The following is an 18,395-nucleotide window of genomic DNA, read 5'->3' as shown; positions in this document are numbered from 1 at the left end:
CTTTACGGATATGAATTTTGTGTTTTGCGGCCTTTGTTCAATAAGGTCTGTAATCAATAGAGCCACTTTTTAGGTGGCTTTATTTTTTGGTACAAACTATAGGTAGCGGGCTGCTACGCTGTGGCAAATAAGTCATTTCCCTGATCTCAGATCAAAAGGCTGCTTTACACGGCATGCTTCAGGTACGTGATGGCCACTTCGTCGAGGGGTTTGCGCAGGAAGCCTTTTACAAGCATATATTGCCCGGCCATTTCTTTTTCCTGCGGATCTACCGACGAAGTAAGAATAAACACCTTTACCCGTTGCAAAAAGCGTTGCTGCTGCGCTGTCATGGCATCCAGGAAGTTCCAGCCGTTCAGCACGGGCATGTTCAGGTCCAGGAAAATAACCTGTGGCCAGTTTTCTTCGGGGCCATGCAATAATTTATGCAGGGCTTCCTCCGCGCACAGAAAGCATTCCACTTCCCGGGCAAGGCATTCCGACTCAAGCAGCATCGACGTAACAAAGGCACTTATGTCGTCATCATCCACTACATACACTCTGTCAATCATTGCGTTGTGCCTTAAAATGGATTTTAAAGGTGGTTCCCTCTCCTTTTACGCTTTCTACTTCAATGGTGCCGCCCATGGCCTCCACCTGCGATTTTACCAGGTATAGTCCCAGGCCCCGGCCTTCGGTGTGCACATGGAAGCGGTTATAAAGCTTGAAGATGTGCGGTCGTATCGCGTCCATATCCATGCCCAAACCATTATCCGTTACCTGGATAGCTGTACTGCCATCGGAGTTTTTGCTGATGGTAAGCTGTAGTTGCAGCGGGCGTTCTTCGGAGCGGTATTTAATGGCGTTGGTAAACAGGTTGTGCAGAATGCTGTAAAGATATGCTCTTTTGGCCTGCAGCACGATGCCACCCTGAGTTTTCAGTATAACTGTCGCTTTTATGGCCGTGGTCGTTTCCTGCAGGCTCTGGGCTACCTCAGCGCTCAGCGTTGCCAGGTCTACCGGCTCCAGCACTTCCGAGCTGTCCGGGGTTTTGACAGCCAGTATCTTGCCCAGGTCACAGATCACGGCATCCAGGCGCTGCACCGATTTGTCGAGGTTGGCCAGTGCTTTGGTAAAGGCAACAGCGTCGGACTGCAGTTTGGGCAGCATGCGGGTAAGGCCTACAATATTGGCAACAGGCGCACGCAGGTTATGCGATACAATGTAAGTAAACTGCTGCAGATCCCGGTTCTGTTGTACCAGGTTCTCGTTCAGGTGCAGCAGCTTGGTCTCGGCATATTTCCTGTCCGAAATATCTGTGTAAATGATAACGTACTTTTCAATTTCGCCGGCTTCGTCCAGGATAGGGGTAACGTCGGAAGCGATCCACACTTTTTCGCCGTTCTTTTTATAGGTCAGCAGCTCCTCCGAGAATGGAATGCCAAGGCAAAGCAGGCGCTTCATGTTCTGCAGTGCTTCCTGGTTGGTTTCCGGCCCCTGCAGTATCATCACGGGGTCCTGTTGCAGCACCTCATCCAGCACGTAACCGGTCAGTTTCAGAAACGAGTTATTGGCCCACTCAATGCGTCCTTTGTTATCAGTTATAATAACGCCGTTGGTTGTTTTGCTGGCCACCAGCGATAGTTTTTTCAGTTCTTCCTGGGCTGCCTTTTTGGCTGTTATATCGGTAAAGCAAACAGCAATACCTTCCTCAAAAGGGTAAATCTTATAGTTTGTAACAGCCTGCAACGGCACTATGTATTCTTCGTGCTCCACGGCTATGCCGGTGGCCATTACCTCCATGCACTTGCGGTAAAACACCGAATGCACCAGGTCCGGATACTCCTGCCAGATATTGGTATGCAGCACTGCATGGTCGGCCACCTGAAAGTAGTCGGCAAAGGCTTTGTTGGCGTAGGTAATGCACCACTGCCGGTTTACTGCAAAAAAGGCTTCGGTTATACTGCCAAGTATATTATTCAGCTGCGTGGTCTGTTCTTTCAGCAGCCTTTCTGATTGTTTGATCTGCGTGATGTCTTTGGCAATGCAGTGCACAGCCGTGATGCGGTTATCCAGCCACACCGGAACCAGCGTCACGCTCAGGTCTATCTTCTCACCGTTCTTGTCTATGATCACTGTCTCAAAGGCGTGTGCTCCACCTTTTATCACCTTCCGGAAGGCCTGCAGCGCTTCTTCCAGGTAAGCCGGTGCAATAAACTGTGCAAAGTGCTTCCCAATGCTCTCCTCTGTACCAAAACTGGTTACCTTCGAAACACTGGCATTGCTTTCTTCTATCACCCCTTCCTCGTTCAGGGTAAACACCAGGTCAGGGTGGTTAATGAACAGTGCTTTATAGTAGGCCTGGCTCTTTTCCCGTTTCTTTTCAGATTCAATTTCTTCGGTAATGTCCCGGGAATTGGTCACATATCCCTTTACAGCCGGGTTATCCAGCATGTTGGTCAGTACGCAGTCCAGCCAGCGCCAGGAGCCGTTTTTATGCAGATACCGGAAAGGTTTTACGCGCAGCTGGCGGGTATTCTGTATTTCTTTCAGGGCTGCGAAAACGTGTGGCAGGTCCTCGTTATGGATGTGGTGCAGGGCACTACCGCCGATCAGTTCTTCTGAAGTATAGTTTAGTTGCTGCTCCACAGAATCGCTCACATACATATACAGTCCTTCGTGGTCTATGATCGTGATCTTATCGTGGCTGTTCTTCAGAATCGAATCGTAGAATTCCGGGGTAAACGTTTTGCTCATAAATTGACCTGGCTAAAAGTCCGGTTACAGTTCTGGTAAACTATATCCAGTTGCAAAAGTAAATTGTAGTTGATTTAGAAACCACTATGTTTGGATATATTTGTTGAGTGCCCCTGTAGATTGTTTAAAAATTAGCTTATGTCTGATAATTAGTGGTGTTTATGCAGGAGGCAAGGCGAGTAAACTATAGTTTTAACTTTTTTTAAAAATAGTACTTAAATTAGATTGTTGTATAAGTATGACTATAGTTTCACCAGCAAATTGCGGGCAGACACCAATCCATAAAAGTTAAGTTGCAGAAAAACCCGTTCCACACCTGACAGAGTCATCTGAAAACTATAGCACGCGAGAACGGTGCGACATAAAGCTATCCTAAACAAAGAAGTGCTCGTATTGCGGTAGAACAATGAAAAGGATCATACACTGGTTAGAGGTTAGTACCGGCATAGCGGCAGAAGTGCTGGAAAACGTGCTGCTTTCCGTGGCGGTGATCCTGGGGTTATGGCTGCTGAGCAGGTTAGTGCTACGGCTCATATTCCGGCAACAGAAGGACCTGCGCAAGCAATACCAGTGGCGCAAGGTAACCAACTATGTTACCACAGCCCTGGGGTTTCTGCTGCTGGTCAATATCTGGTTTCAGGGGTTTCAGCCAATTGCTACCTTTCTGGGGCTGCTCTCGGCAGGTTTGGTGCTCGCCCTCAAAGAGCCCGTCCTGAACATGGCCGGCTGGCTTTTTATCATCTGGAAACGCCCTTTCCGGGTAGGAGACCGCATTGAGATAAGTGGCAGAACCGGCGACGTGATCGATATCCGGCTTTTCCAGTTTACGCTGAACGAAGTACAGGGCTGGGTAGAAGCCGACCAGGCCACCGGGCGCGTTATTCATATGCCGAATGGCAAACTGTTTACCGTAGAGCAGGCAAACTATAACTATGGCTTTCCGTTTGTGTGGCACGAGGCTGGCGTAACTATAACCTTCGAAAGCAACCGCCAGAAGGCAAAGAGCATACTGGCAGCAGCGGTGGCACGGCACAGCGAGCAACTGACCGACGAAGCAGAGGCCCAGCTTAAACGTATTTCGGAACGGCACCTGATCTTTTACCAGTCGCTGGAGCCGCAGATATTTACCAGAGTGGTGGAGAACGGCGTGCGCTTAACAATGCGCTACCTGTGCAGCATTGGCCGCCGGCGCACCAGCGAGCACCTGATCTGGGAAGAAGTGCTGGATGCTTTTCTGGCTACCGACGACATCCGATTTGCTTACCCAACCACACGCTTTTACCAATCAGAACAAGCCCCTTTACCCCCGACCGCGCTATAGTTTGGCGCAACATCCGGCATAAAGTTTAATCCTATAGTTGCTATAGTTGCAGTCTGATGATCAGGCCTTCGTCGGCCTGCAGGATGATCTGCTCCTGTACCAGCTTTCCTTCCCGCTCCGGATCGGTGGCCAGTAGCACAGTGCCTTGCAGGTGCATGTTCCCGGGTTTAAAATAACAGGTCTGGTGTCCCATGTTCAGCACGATCAGCAGCTTTGTATCCTCATGCTTCCGGAGATAAGCCATTACATTGCCTTCAGCCATAACCGGCAAATAATCGCCAGTGCGCAGAGCTGGTTCGCTGCGTCGTAGCGCTATCAGGCGGCGGTACAGGCTTAACATTGCATGAGGATCGTCTTTCTGCTTCTCTACATTGATGCGGCTATTGTTCGGGGGCAGGCGGAGCCAGGGCGTGCCGGTCGTAAATCCTGCGTTTTCAGCATCATTCCACTGCATTGGGGTTCGGGCGGGGTCGCGGCTCAGGTTCAGGCCGGGCATGTTCAGGCCTTGTGGGTCCTGTATCTCATCCGCCGGAATTGCCACATCGGTCATCTCTATTTCGTCGCCATAGTACAAGGTTGGGGTGCCGCGCAGGGTTAGCAGCAGCATGGCCGCCACCCGTGCCTGTGCCCTGCCAACCCGGCTGGCAATGCGGGGTTTGTCGTGGTTGCCGAGTACCCAATTGGGCCAGCCACCTTCGGGCAAAGCGCCTTCGTATTCATCCACTGCCGACGCGATCTGGCGCGCATTCCAGGGAAGGTTCAGTAACATAAAATTAAAAGGCAGGTGTGCGCCGTTATTGTCCGGGCCATAGTATGTTACCAGCCGGTGTATGGGCAGGTATATTTCCCCGATGAGCACGCGTTCGTTGTAGGCATCCGTTACCTGCCGCATTTTTTGAACGATGTCGTGTATTTCGGGCTGGTCTGTGGAGAAGGCCGGTGTCAGCTTTTCGTAGGTGGCCATTTCGGGGCTGTAGTCCGGGTTAGGTGGGTTGTCGCGCAGTTGCTTGTCCTTTATCATGTGCCACATCACATCCACCCTGAAACCATCCACACCCTTGTCCAGCCAGAAGCGCATCACATCAAACATGGCCTGCTGCACCTCCGGATTGCGCCAGTTCAGGTCGGGCTGCTCTTTCAGGAACGCGTGGTAGTAAAACTGCCCTGTTTGTTCATCCCATTCCCAGCCGCTGCCGCCAAATACGCTCAGCCAGTTGTTAGGCGCACTGCCGTCCGGTTTGGCATCCTCCCAGATGTACCAGTCGCGTTTGGGGTTATTTTTGGAGGAGCGGGATTCCAGGAACCACGGATGCTGGTCGGATGTATGGTTGGGCACCAGGTCCAGGATCAGTTTCATGCCCCGGCGGTGTACGTCCTGCAGCAGTTCATCAAAATCAGCCATGGTGCCGAAGAGCGGGTGAATACCGGTATAGTCTGAGATGTCGTAACCAAAATCGGCCATTGGCGAGGGGTAGATCGGGGAGACCCAGACTGCGTCCACACCCAGCCACTGCAGGTAGTCCAGCCGCTGCCGGATGCCTTGCAGGTCGCCCACGCCATCGCCGTTACTGTCCTGAAACGACCGGGGGTAGATCTGGTAAATGATTCCGCTTTGCCACCAAAGGTAGTTTTTGTCTGCCGCCATGTTTGTCCGGTTTTGGTATAGTTCCTTTTGTACGGGAGGTAGGGGCAGGGGATATAGTTTTATAGTTTGCTCTTTTCTTATTTCAAATGGAGTCAGACGAGCTTCTATGTTCTGGAGTTCGTTTCTAATCTTCTGTCATTTCGAACAACTTAAGCAATCTATTTCAGCCTATAGTTGCTTCTTTGTCATCCCGAGCGAAGTCGAGGGATCTTATTTGTCCTAAATTAACTATTGTCATTTCGAACAGAGTGAGAAATCTATCTCAAACTATAGTTGAAAGGCTATAGTTCTATAGTTGCCTTTGCTTGCAACTGGAACCAAGCCGTTTTCTATAGTTAACTCCAATCCTAGGAGCTCTAAGAGCCTATAGTGCTATAGTTTACTTAGCTCCCTCCCAGGCCGGGAGGCCTCGTCTTCGGGCATCGCGCTGCTGCCTTCTTGCTATCCTCCTGCGTCGGATTGCCTGACGGCACCGCAACAAGTCAAAGGCGCTCAACCCAAAGACTGAAATCAGTTCGATAGCTACCCTATAGCTATAGTTTGCTCTATGTCTTTTGGTTAGAGCAGATCGTTTTTCTCGTGGTTGTATTTCCGAAGGGACAGGTCGCGACCTGTCCTGTTCGTGAGCTGTAACTATAGAACTATAGCTTGTGAATTAGTAATGGCAGAATGCTCACCTCCTTTGATAACGAGGGGCAGGGGTGGTTGGACTGATAGCAACTATGAAACTATAGCCTAACTATAACTAAAGTATTAGATAAAAACTCCCTCTCCTGTTTTTAGGAGAGGGCTGGGGTGAGGTAAAACCAGCCATAATCCTGTAAATCCTTGGGGTAGGGGGCCTATTTATAAATACAAACAAAACCCTCTCCTGTTAGCAGGAGAGGGTTTGGAATAAGGTCAAAACTGCTATAGTTTACTGCACTGCGCGGGTGCCGAAAAAGTCGTTCTTGTTCCAGGTGGGGCGCTCCGGTTGCTGGGCTACCAGGTACCCGATCAGGAAGTTGAGCTGCGCGTACTTTTTGGCAGCATCGTAGTCAAAAATACCATCCGGATTATCCTGTGGCTTGTGGTAATATACTTCACGCCACTTCTTTACGGTCTCGTCCAGGTTGTTTTTGCCGTCGGCGGTTTTGTTACCGTACTTTATGTGCAGGGCCGGTACGCCCTTTACCACAAAGCTGTACTGGTCGCTGCGGATAAAACGGTTCTGCTCCGGCTCCGGGTCTTCTTCAATCGTTAGACCCAAATGGCTGCTGGCCTGCGCTACCTGCTTGCTGAGCGATGAATGCTGCGCACCCAACGGCACTACCGATAAGAGCGGTGCAATAAGGGTGGGCATGTCGGTGTTTACATTGGCAACCATGCTGCTGGCAGGTACGGTCGGGTGGTTAGCGAAGTAGGCAGAGCCCAGCAGGCCCATTTCCTCGGCAGTTACCATTACCAGCAAAACCGAGCGCTTCGGTTTCACTTTCAGGTGGTGGTAAATGCGGCCGATCTCCAGCAGGCTGGCAACACCGGAAGCATTATCGTGCGCACCGTTATATATAGAATCTCCATTGATAGGGCGGCCAACACCCACATGGTCCAGGTGGGCACTGTGCACTACATACTCGTCTTTCAGTTTCGGGTCGGTGCCTGTTATTTTGCCAACCACATTATAGCTTTCAATGTCCTGGTAAGCAGAACTATAGTTTGCGCTTATACTTGCCTGCAGCGGCGCGGAGGCTGGTTTGCCGGAACGTAGACTGGCTTCTGTTTTCTTCAGATCCAGGCCTGATTGTGCAAAGAATTTCTGCAGGGCTGCAAAACTGATTGTAGCGGTTAGTTTGATGTCGTCGGATACGTAGGAGCGGGATGCGCCCACTTTTCCGTCCGGGGTCATGACGCTGTACACACCGCGTGGCTGGTTAGGTACGCGCGGGGCTGCTACCACTACACCAACCGCACCATGGGCAGCCGCGTTCTGCAAAATCGTCAGCAGGTCCATGCTATAGTTGGCAACCGTGTTCGGGAACTTCTCGGGTGCGCCACGCAGCACAACTACAATCTTGCCTTTGGCATCAAGCCCCGCATAATCGTCGTAACCCAGGTCAGGAGCAGAAATGCCAAAACCGGCAAAAACCAGCGGCGCTTCTATTGTTACCTGTGGCAGTACGGGGTTAGGAGAGATGGCCGCATCAGTGCCGATCACCAGCTCGGTGCGTTCGCCGGCAGCATTGCTGGCGGTGATGCTGGCATTGGGGTTGGTAGTAGCCTGACGCAGACGGACGGTTTGCAGGTAGGTGTTATTTTCGCCGGCAGGAGCCACGCCCGTTTTCTGAAACTGGTCAATCACATAATCTACCGCCATCTGGTAGCCCGGTGTGCCCGGTTTACGGCCCAGCAGTTTGTCATCGGCCAGGTAATCAATGTGGGCTTTAATAACAGCAGGCTGTACTTTCTGCATGGCTTTCGATACCGGTTTCTCCACTTTTATAGTTTGAGAAAAAGCTGTGCCCGTTATCAGCAGGCAGCTTGCCAGAAAGTATAGTTTAAAGTTGCGCATAATTCAGGATGGTTATAATGGCGTATGTAAGCGTTAGGGTAAATCAGTTTTATCAGGCCAGCTCTGCAAGCGTTTTTATCTTCTGCAGCGATGTTTCGGCAAACTGCACCGACATATCGTAATACTGCTGCGCGTTGGGCACGGGTGCAAAGTCACCGATCTCGAAATCCAGCACGGTATGGCCGTTTTCCGGGCGCAGCGTAAAGCGGTAGGCGATGTTATAGTCTGTGGGAGCAAGCGCTACATTTGGCAGATATACAGATAGCACCAGCAGCCTGTTCACCTCAAAGGTCGTAACTGTCAGCGTCGAGAAGCCTTCGTATGTGATCACGCTGCCCAATTGCAGAGGCTCATCCCCGAAGTTTTCAGGCATTTCCTCCCACTGGCGCATGTAGGCAGGGTTAGTAAGTACCTCCCAGACCCTGGCGGGCAGGGCGGCGATGGTTATCTTGTCGGTAACAATAAGGTGTTGCTGCATCAGCTTGTTTCAGAACTATAGAAGTTGTGCTCCGGACTACGTCAGTATATCAGGATAAACAAATATAAGGTTTACTGCCGGATATTTATAGCATCAGAAAGGATAACCGATGGCGATGTTCAGGGTCATGCTGTTGTCGCCTTTAAACCCGAACTTGAAATCGGACAGCACGTTGCGTTCCCCGGCCGGCAGGTACGGCACCCTAACCGGTATACCCAGATCGAAGCGGAGAACGAAGAACTCGACATCCACACGCAAACCAAAACCTGTACCCACTGCCAGTTCCCCTAAAAATTCGTTGCCTTCAAACAGGCCGCCGGGGCGGTCTATCTCGCCTTTTTCGTTACGTGTTTCCTTTAGCAACCAGATGTTGCCGGCATCCACAAAAACAGCACCTTTAAAGAAACCGGCAATCGGGAAACGGTACTCAATGTTGGCTTCCAGTTTCATGTCGCCGGTCTGGTCGAAGTAAGAGAACACCAGCGAATCGGCTTTTTCAGTTACGTCGTAGGTGCCGGGGCCTATGCTGCGCGCCCGGAAGGCCCGGATGCTGTTTGGTCCGCCAATAGAAAACTGCTTGACATACGGCATTACGGTGGAGTTACCATGCGCGTAGCCCACACCAGCCAGCAGGCGCGTCACAATCTGGCTTTCCTGGCCGAAGTTAAAGTAATACCGGAAATCGTTCTCTACGCGCACGTACTGCGAATACGGCCTGCCAAAAATGGTGCGGGGCTTGTTTTCCTGTGGTTCCTCGGCACCCGTTAAGCTTTGCAGCCCGTTAATCAGGTTTCCTGATCCATCCAGCGTAATGTTATCGAAAAACTGGTGCGTGCGGTTGGTCTCCATCTGGTTAGAGAAAGTAAGCTGGTAAATAGAGCCGATAATGAACTGGTCTTCGAAGCTGCGGCGCAGGAAAACGTTCTGATCCAGCAGGTCCTGAAATTCATCGGTCACGCTGGCCAGTTGCACATACTGCAGGTTGATGGGCGTAAAGTCGTGTGTAAATTCCTTTTTTGGTTTCCAGTTGTAGGCATAAGAGGCGTTAAATGAGTTCATCTGGAAGTAGCGCACTCGGGTCAGGAAGTTGAAGCCCAGGCCCATGCGGGTTTTAGGCACAAACTCGGTACGCAGGTTGCGCAACCTGAACGGGGAAATAATGCGCGGAAAAGTAAGGGAACTCTGAACGCCCAGTTCATAAGAGCTCAGGTTGGTGTTAAGCTGTTTTTCAGTGGCTGTATTTTCCTGGGAGCCCCGCCCGCCTGCCTGGCTTTCAAAGTTCCCGGTAAAATCTACGTTCAGCAGTTCGGAGCCCTTCAGGGCATTGCGGTTACGGAACGAGACGGTGATGCCAGGCCCGGTAAAGTTGTTGGATTTGCTCACAAATTTGCCCTCCATGCGCAGCGACTTTTTAAAGGACGGGGTGAGGTAAATAAAGGTATCCAGCAGGCCGGGGTTCAGGGTGTCGGTCTCATAATCGATGTTCACAAATTTGTATGCCGAGAGGCCCGACAGGCGGTTTATAGTTAGCAGGTGGTCCTGGCGGGAGTATAAGCTATCGTGCTCTATAAAAACACCGCGCACCAGGTGGCGTGCCCGTACATAATTCTCGTTGGGGATGTACTTATAGTTCTTGTAGCTGATGGTGTCGTTTACCGATAGGCTGTCGCCGATATTATAGTTGGCAAAAATATAGATGTCGTCTATCTTATACGGGCGCAGGGCCTGGTCTGGTAAGTTCTGTTTCAGGCGCATCAGCACATCGGCGCGTCGGTTGCCCACGGTGGTATCTACACTAAAAATGAGCATATCCGGGCTGAAGTAGTAATAACCTTTGTTTTTCAGGTTGGCATCAATGCGTACCCGCTCGGCGGTCATTTTATCCAGGTCATAGGGTTCGCCAGGTATCAGTAACGATTCTCCTCTGTTCTGTTCAATGTCCTGCTGCACTATCAGCGAATCGGCTATAGTATACACCACCTGCCGGATGCGGTAAGGCTGGCTCACGTACGCTGTCCAGTCTATAGTTGCTGTCTTTTTCCTGACATTGGTTTTGCTTTGCACGGAGTTGTTAAAATACCCGCGGTTGTGCAGCCGGTTGCTCATCACTAAACTTACTGTAGCTGTATCCACGGTGGAAAGGAGCACAGGCGGTTCGCCCAGTTTGGTTTGTATCCAGTGCTTCAGGCCTTTGTCTTTTTCGGTGTAAAACGTGTTGTAAATGGCCAGTTTGGGACGCATGCCCAACAGCGAGAAATTTGGCTTTGGACGCACGGCTGCTTCCAGTTCGGTCTGTAGTTGCTTCTGGCGGTTAGTGCTGTCGTTGCGGGCTTCCACTTTCACGTTAAAGCCTGTAAAAAGGGCATCGTCCTGTGGAATGCGGCTGGTACCGGTGCACCCGCATAAAAGCAGCAGGGCGGCCAGCAGCAGGGTGTGGCAAGGGCGGGTGTGTATCAGGGCAGGTATAGCTGCTAACATATCGGCTTATTTGGTAATGTCTTCTTCTAATTTGGCTGCCTGCTCCAGGCGGCGTTCCTGTTCGCGGCGGTGGCGCTCTTCCAGGTGGCGGAACAGGTCTGAGAAGTGGTCGTACTCGCGCATGTAAATAACGCCTACGCCGGTGGCACGCACGTCTCCTTCCAGGTAATCCTCAAACTGGTTTCGCTGAAAGGCCTGCACGCGCAGCCTGCCATCTTCGGTCAGGGAGTATTCCACGGAAATGTCTCCGCCAAAGCCGCTCATGCTGTTCTGTTCGCGCTGGCCGCCTTCCAGGCCTATGTCTGTGCCGACACGCACGGTCAGGCGGTCGTTCAGGAACTGCTGGCGGAGCGCCACGTTCAGGTCGGTGCGGCCCTGTGCGGCGCCTGAAGAGTAATCTTCGTATGAGTTCAGGCCCAGTTCAAGGCCAAGCCCGCCGGCGTAACGCTGTGTCAGGTTATTCAGCTGGTTGGTCATTACCTGGCTTAAGCTGTTGCGTGCCGTAGAGGCAAAGCCACCCCCCGAACTGGTAAACGGATCGGGCGCCAGGAAACGGTTGAGCACCAGCAGGGCAAATACCTGTTTGCTCATTTCGGCTTCATCCGTGCGCAGGTCGTTCAGGCTCGATGCCACTTCGCGCGGCATGCGGCCCTGTGCTGTTTCAGGTACCTGAATGTCAAACGAAATATCAGGTTTCAGCATTTCGCCCTCTACGTTCACATATACCAGGAAAGGCAGCTCGTTGCGGAGTACCGGGTCCTGTGTACCCCCGATCTGCGAAGCCACCAGTTCCAGCGGTGCCGTTTCGACTGTATAAATGGCCGTTACCTGCATGTTGGCCTGCAGCACATCGCCGGTCCAGGCAATGTAGCTTCCTTTCTCAATCTCCAGCTCCCGCGATACCAGGTCGTAAAAATCCATACTGTACTTGCCATCCGTTATCTCGTAGCGCCCCGACATGTTGATATCGCCTGAAGGCGTCATGCCGATGAACATCGGGTCTGCTGTGCCCCGCACTACCAGGTTATCGCCGGTTATCGGGTCCAGCACTATAGTTATGGTAGAAGCATCGGTTATGTATAGCTGGGCTCTTACATCGGCGCCTACAAATCCGGTTATCCCGGTTGAGTCTGACGGCACATTTTTGCGGATAATGGCGGTAGCCGAGTCGTTCAGGTTTACAAATTCCACAATTCCTTCGCGTTCGGCAGCACCGGCTTCATCGGCAGGTATCACCAGCGTAAAGTTTGAGTTATCCAGAATCCGGGCATTGGTCTCTACTACCGGTTCCATCATGGTGCCTTTTACTGTTGCATCGGCATCAATAAACACCTTTCCGTAAAAAAGCCCGTTGTCCTGCGCGGTAGAGTTAAGGGCCATAAACTTATCGGTGCTGGCGGTCAGGTCTAACCGGAAATCGGTATAGTTCTGTGTCAGCAGGTTTCCGTTTATTTCCAGGGTGTTGCCCAGTGAGTCGGTCAGGGTAAAATCGGGTAAGCTGATGCCGCTTTCATTAAACACCATGCGCTCGTTCTGCAGCCGGTAAAGCGAGCCGAGCTGCGTAATGGTGAATTGCGCCTGGTTAAAGCTGAGGTCGCCGAGAATGTTCGGGTCTGCCAGCGTGCCGGTGATGCGCAGGTTGCCGGTAGCATTGCCTCCCAGGTCATCTATAATTCCTTCGGTAAAGCCCTGGAAACTGGCAATGTTCAGGCTCGGTATCCTGGCTGTCAGGTTAAGCAGGGTGGCATTGGGCTGTGTTTCTATAAAGCCATCGACCAGCAGCTGGTTTTCGTTGCCGGTGAGGCGGGCATCCAGACTATAGCGGTTGCTGCCAGCGGTTCCGGCTACCAGGGCAATGTCTCCAACCGGCACTCCTTCGTAGGCAAAATCTTTCACCGTTACATCGGCAGTAATGCCCGGCGTGCCCGACATAATATCGCGCAAAGTAGCCGTTCCGTTTATAGTTCCGGACATCAGGCTGTCGCTTTGCTGGAAGGAGCGGGTAATGTACTCTATCTCAAAATTATTAAAAGTGGCTGTAAGAGGTGCGCCCGGACCCACAGGACCCTGGCTGTTCAGGTTCAGCCCCATGTTGTTGTGCTGCAGGTTGATGTTGTTGGCGTAAATAAAGTTGGTGTCGAACTGCAGGTAATTGTCTTCAGGCACAGTCCAGGTATCTCCGTTTATGACCAGCTGCTCCGGATTAAAGGCAAACCTGTAGCCGCGACCTAAACTGTTGAGCACGCCACCCATTACAAACTTTGCCTCGGTACTGTCTTCGGCCACCGAAAGGCGCACCAGCAGATCGTTGTCGCGGGCAGCACCCGTCAGGGCCACATCTTTTGCCCGCAGCGAAGGCGACAGAAACTGGCTCAGGTTGACGTTATAGTTCATTTTTTCGCGGTCGCCGCGCACCTGCAGGGTCAGGCCATTCAGGGTATAGTCCGTGTATTTGAGCCGGGTAAAGCCGCCATCCATTTTAAAGGTCTGGGTTTCGCCGTCGTACGAGCCGGTTAGTGGGCCTGCCGGTTGCAGTTGCGTCAGCCCGGGTACAAACGAGGTGATCACTCCTGTCTTTTTCAGGTTGATGTTGAACGTGAAATCTTCGAGGTTCAGGTTGGCAGGGTAAGGCGGGTCCGGCTGCAGGTCGAAGTAATTGGAGAAATGCTTCAGGATAGCAGTTGGGAGTGTGGCCAGCGAGTTGCCAAACTGCATTTCCGCATTCATCACATCCGACCGTACAAGCACTTCGGTATTGCCTGCCCTTTGCTTCAGGTCCAGCGCCAGCGAATCGACGGGGTACGTGGTATTGTTGTGCTGCACCACCAGTTGCTGCCCGAAAAACCTGCCGTTCAGGGTGCTTGCATCGGTTCCGGTAAAGTTGCCCTGCAGTTTGCCTTCTATCTTCAGTGGCTCGGCATACAGGTTCAGGGCATGCAGATTGGCCTCGTTTATATCCAGCGCGAACGTGGATTTGGTGCTGGTAGTATCGCGCAGGTTAAAGGTGCCGTCCAGGGTCAGGTTCAGGTTCGGGTCTTCGGCGCGGGCGTTTACCTTATAGATTTCGCGGTTTATGTCTACGTCTGCTACAATGTTGTTATAGCTATAGTTGTTGTACTCAAACTTTGTCAGGTTCGCTTTTACATCGGCCACCATGGTTTCGGGCGTAAGTCCCTGTCCGTTGGCAGTTACTGTTCCGGCTATAGTTCCCAGGCCAAGGCTATCGGTAAACAGTTCATCCAAAGCGAAGCCGGCTGTTTTTATAGTTGCGCTAAACCTGTCGTGCTGGCCCATGTCCACATCAGCGGTCAGGTTGCCGATGGAGCTGTTTATAGTTGTCTGCGCATCAAAATTGGTGAGGCTGCCCTCCACAGCACCTTCCAGACGTACCCGCTCCGGAATGCGGATATTGGGGGGTATGGTACCCGGCGGGGCGAAGGCAAGAATGGTGGCGCGTGTTGTTTGCAGCTCGTTCACATCCAGGTCCAGGTAGAGGTTATCGGGGTCGGTGGCGTTGCGTATGTTGCCGGTTACGTTCACGATAGTTCCGTTCAGGCCCGATGCCCGCAGTTGCCGCACGATCATGTTATCCACGCTGCCTTCCACGTCGCCGCTTATAGTCAGGGTGGAGTTAACGATAGATTTAAAGGATGGATTCTGACGCAGTTCGGGCATAAAGTATAGCACATCCTGCATGGCGATGCGGCTGTCTACAATGCTCAGGTCCAGTTGGGTATTGCCCGGGTTATCAGCCAGCGCATCCAAAGAGCGGTAGCGGATGGCCAGGTCGCGTTGGATGTGGCTGTTGCCGGTTTTCAGGTCCAGGTTGGTCAGCTTTGTCTGAACAGAGTCGAACAGAATATCTGCCTGAAAATTCTCTACCCTGAACCCGCTTTTCTCTTTTAGTTGCAGTTGTTTCAGCTCGGCCTGGGTGCGGTTCAAACTATAGCTCAGGTCATTGGCCTGCAGTACTATGTCCGTAAAGTGCAGGTGGTCGTAATCCATGCCGCGTGGTTGGGCCGGCGTGTTAAAGTTGTCGAATTTAATGTTGACCCCGGAGATGTCGGTTTTATCTAAAGTAACGATCCAGTTTACAGGCTGCCCCTGTGCTTTCTCTACCGATTCATCGAGCTCGCGCACCGTTTTGGCAGGGTTTACAGCCAGCGAATCGGATGGCTTATACTTTTCCTGGGCATAAACTATAGTTGAGTTGTGCAACTCCAGCGAGCCGAGGTTTACGCGGGCGTTAGGCAGGTCTATCTCATCGCCGGTCAGCGCAGCTTTTCCCAGGTCCACTTCAATACGTTGTTCGGCTACCCGGTTCACATAACTCAGGCTGCTGTTCTCTATCTCTGCGCTGTTTAGGCCAATGTTAAAGGCAATAGGTGCCGGCTCTGTTTCAGGCGGAAGTTTGGTCTGTTCGTATTTTACCCAGGTATTTTTCAGGGCTACGTCATCTATCAGGTATTGCTGCTTTTCCAGGTCCAGGTCTTCCATGGTCGTGGTCAGCTGTCCTACCTGGCTTTCAATAAAGTTACCGCCGGCTTCGTCCCTGAAACGCACGTGTACATCCTCCAGGTTTATCACATCCAGGCTCAGGGCAAGGGCAGTGGTATCGGCGGGGGTGGTAGTGGCAGTGGTATCGGTGGCAAAAGCCTGCAGTAAAAAGTCGAAGTTAGAGGTGCTGTCCGGGCGAATGTGAAGGTTCAGGCGGGCGTGGTCCAGGTCAATTTTGCTGATGTTGTACTCGCCGCGCAGCAACCCAAGGATGTTCATGTCCACACCCAGGCGCTGGCTGTACCAAAGCGTATCCTGTTGCTGATCCTCGATGTACACTTCCTTCAGCACCAGGGCATTGCGCCAGTCGGTGGTCAGTCCGCCGATCTCCACTTTCGTGTTCAGCATTCCTTCCAGGTAATTGGCTCCTTTTTTGGCTACAAAGTTCTGTACACCCTGGAACTGCAGGGCTACAACTATAGCAATTACCAGGACAACAATAAGCAGCAGCAGGCCAAAAATAACTTTGGCTGCTACTTTACCGATATGTTTTGCAGTTGCGATATGGTTTTCCGTTTCAGGTTCTGTCTTGCCTTTACGGAATTATCCAAACAAGGATAGGGTACTATATAGGTGATTTAATGATTTTTGAATATTGATATGGGTTTATCAATTAGTTTATATCCGGCAGGCGTGTATAAGAAGTACAATTTATAGTTTGAAGCGCAGTAACCCGTAGGCTATAGTTGCTGAAATATCCTTTTAAAAATTGTGAATGCTATCGTATTCGTTATCTGGTAGATAGCGTGCAGGTGTATTTATTTTACACGTACCGGCTGCCGGGCAAACTATAGAAAATACATTCCCGTAAAATCAGATGTTTTTCACGCTCGCCGGTTGTGTCCGGCCACTCCCAGCACCCACTATACTGTACAGGCTTCCAGGATAGGTTTCGCTTGTCTGACTTTTGTAAGGTTTATTTCACCTAAGATAGAGCACCTATGGCGATCGCAATTATTGGAGGAGGCCTCAGTGGCACGTTAACAGCTATTCATTTGCTGCGGAGTGCCAGGGGTAGTAAAATCATCTACCTGATAGAGCAGGACCGGTACAGAATGAACCGGGGTATTGCCTATTCCAGCCAGTTGGCGTTTCAGCCCTTAAATGTACCAGCCTCTGCCATGAGCCTGTTCCCGGAGCAGCCTCTCGATTTTTACGACTGGCTTACCACACAGCAACACCGCTACGAAAAGCATTTGAATACACCTGTCAGCAAAAACGATTTTATTCCCCGGTTTATTTTTGGCGATTACCTGAAAAGCAGGTTAGAGGAGGCGGAGCAGTTAGCTGCCGAAGATGTAAAGCTGGTCAGAATTTATGAGGAGGCCCTGGCAGTTACCAAACAGGGCAATTCTTTTCGAGTTAAGTTTAAAGAGCACAAAACTATAGTTGCAGCTAAAGTAGTGCTGGCTTCAGGTAATTTTCCACCGGCTGATCTGCCGATTCCCAATAAAGCGTTTTATAAGAGCAGTAACTACGTGGCTTCGCCGTGGAGCGCAAAAGGCCTGGCTAACCTGCGCCCTGAATCTCCGCTGTTACTTATCGGCTCGAGCCTGACAATGGTGGACCTGGTGGGAAGTCTGAAGGCAGAAGGCCATACAGGAAAGATCTATGTTGTGTCGCGCCACGGCTTACTACCGCAGGCTTTTGATGTACACACGCCACTTTACCATCACCTCCGGCTTCCTGATCTCAGCGCTTCCTTAACAGTGATTGATTTGTTCCGCTTTATCCGGATGGAGGTTAAGAAGGCAGAAGCACAAGGCTATAGTTGGCGCAGCGTGCTGGATGCCATGCGTGTGCATATACCGGCTATCTGGCAGTCCTTTTCATTATCTGAAAAGAAGCGGTTTCTGCGCCATGTGCGTCCTTACTGGGAAACGCACCGCCACCGCATGCCGGCCAGTTCCGCAGCCATGCTTCAGGAATTACAGGAACAGGGTCGTTTAGAACTGATCGCCGGAACTATAGTTGACATGAAAACAGAAGGGGAGATGGCCCTTATAACTATAAAAAGAAGGAAGCAAACTATAGCACAGTCTATAAAAGTAAGCCGCGTAATCAACTGTACAGGACCTGAGAGCGACTACTCAAAAATAAAGTTACCCCTGGTGCAGCAGTTGTTTACCGATGGCCTGATAAAGCCCGATGCCTTAAAACTGGGACTTGTAACTGCAGAAGATGGGACATTGGTAAGCGAAAGCGGATTGCCTGTAGAAGGCTTTTATATGATAGGTCCAGCCCGGAAAGCAATACTGTACGAATCCACTGCGCTGCGGGAAATACGACAACAGGCAAAAGACCTGGCACATTGGTTACTGCAGGAGAATAAACTGTGCAGAACGATACATCTTTCTCCATCAGATGAAGCATTGCAACTATAGTTAACAATTAAGTGTCCCCGCTCGCGATGAACTATAGCAAGGGTGTCTGGAATGAACAAACTATTATTTTGCTGTTCCGGACATCAGTGTCCGGAACCACTCTGCTGCGGACGTCCACGTCCGCGTAAATCGGGGACAAGGATGTCCCAGGCAGATGGCTTTCGGACATGGATGTCCGAAAGAGCGCCAGAAGTAAGAAACTATAGTTTAACGTAGCTATAGTTTAAAGCCCAACTATAGTTTACCAC

General features: G+C 51.3%; 9 protein-coding genes. 2 read left to right on the top strand and 7 right to left on the bottom strand.

The genetic code is table 11. From position 1 onward, the window contains the following. Nucleotides 1–164: 164 nt before the first annotated feature. Both H7F15_RS11685 and H7F15_RS11680 read right to left on the bottom strand, forming a co-directional pair. The gene (locus H7F15_RS11685; protein WP_185197154.1) at nucleotides 165–551 is read right to left on the bottom strand and encodes a response regulator; all 387 of its coding nucleotides are present in this window, start codon (nucleotides 549–551) and stop codon (nucleotides 165–167) included. Continuing rightward, nucleotides 544–2,736: a PAS domain S-box protein gene (locus H7F15_RS11680; protein ID WP_185197153.1), complete on the bottom strand. Its 2,193-nt coding sequence runs from the start codon at nucleotides 2,734–2,736 to the stop codon at nucleotides 544–546. The genes H7F15_RS11685 and H7F15_RS11680 overlap by 8 nt, the downstream gene beginning before the upstream one ends. 406 nt (nucleotides 2,737–3,142) lie before the next feature. Here H7F15_RS11680 and H7F15_RS11675 point away from each other — a divergent pair, with 406 nt between their 5' ends. Beyond that, nucleotides 3,143–4,057: a mechanosensitive ion channel family protein gene (locus tag H7F15_RS11675; protein ID WP_185197152.1), complete on the top strand. Its 915-nt coding sequence runs from the start codon at nucleotides 3,143–3,145 to the stop codon at nucleotides 4,055–4,057. 40 nt (nucleotides 4,058–4,097) lie between these two features. Here H7F15_RS11675 and H7F15_RS11670 read toward each other — a convergent pair whose 3' ends face one another. The 5 genes from H7F15_RS11670 to H7F15_RS19650 form a co-directional block, all read right to left on the bottom strand. Beyond that, the gene (locus H7F15_RS11670; RefSeq protein WP_185197151.1) at nucleotides 4,098–5,702 is read right to left on the bottom strand and encodes an alpha-amylase family glycosyl hydrolase; all 1,605 of its coding nucleotides are present in this window, start codon (nucleotides 5,700–5,702) and stop codon (nucleotides 4,098–4,100) included. A gap of 916 nt (nucleotides 5,703–6,618) precedes the next feature. Further along, nucleotides 6,619–8,250 carry a M28 family peptidase gene (locus H7F15_RS11665; protein WP_185197150.1) on the bottom strand — a complete coding sequence of 544 codons (1,632 nt, stop codon included), beginning with the start codon at nucleotides 8,248–8,250 and terminating at the stop codon, nucleotides 6,619–6,621. A 52-nt stretch (nucleotides 8,251–8,302) separates the two neighbouring features. Continuing rightward, nucleotides 8,303–8,728, bottom strand: coding sequence for an SRPBCC domain-containing protein (locus H7F15_RS11660; RefSeq protein ID WP_185197149.1), 426 nt, complete (start codon nucleotides 8,726–8,728; stop codon nucleotides 8,303–8,305). A 93-nt stretch (nucleotides 8,729–8,821) separates the two neighbouring features. After that, nucleotides 8,822–11,206 carry a BamA/TamA family outer membrane protein gene (locus tag H7F15_RS11655; protein WP_185197148.1) on the bottom strand — a complete coding sequence of 795 codons (2,385 nt, stop codon included), beginning with the start codon at nucleotides 11,204–11,206 and terminating at the stop codon, nucleotides 8,822–8,824. 6 nt (nucleotides 11,207–11,212) lie between these two features. Further along, nucleotides 11,213–16,249: a translocation/assembly module TamB domain-containing protein gene (locus H7F15_RS19650; protein ID WP_370523712.1), complete on the bottom strand. Its 5,037-nt coding sequence runs from the start codon at nucleotides 16,247–16,249 to the stop codon at nucleotides 11,213–11,215. Nucleotides 16,250–16,704: 455 nt separating this feature from the next. On the opposite strand from H7F15_RS19650, the gene H7F15_RS11645 reads away from it, so the two are divergent. Further along, nucleotides 16,705–18,147 (top strand): FAD/NAD(P)-binding protein, encoded by a 1,443-nt coding sequence (locus H7F15_RS11645; protein ID WP_185197146.1) that lies wholly within the window; start codon nucleotides 16,705–16,707, stop codon nucleotides 18,145–18,147. Nucleotides 18,148–18,395: the final 248 nt, after the last annotated feature.

Source organism: Pontibacter sp. Tf4, from assembly GCF_014212495.1.
In the GTDB taxonomy this organism is placed as follows: Bacteria; Bacteroidota; Bacteroidia; order Cytophagales; family Hymenobacteraceae; genus Pontibacter.
Note: the sequence above shows the minus strand (reverse complement) of the source record. Positions and strands in the feature narration are given on the sequence as shown.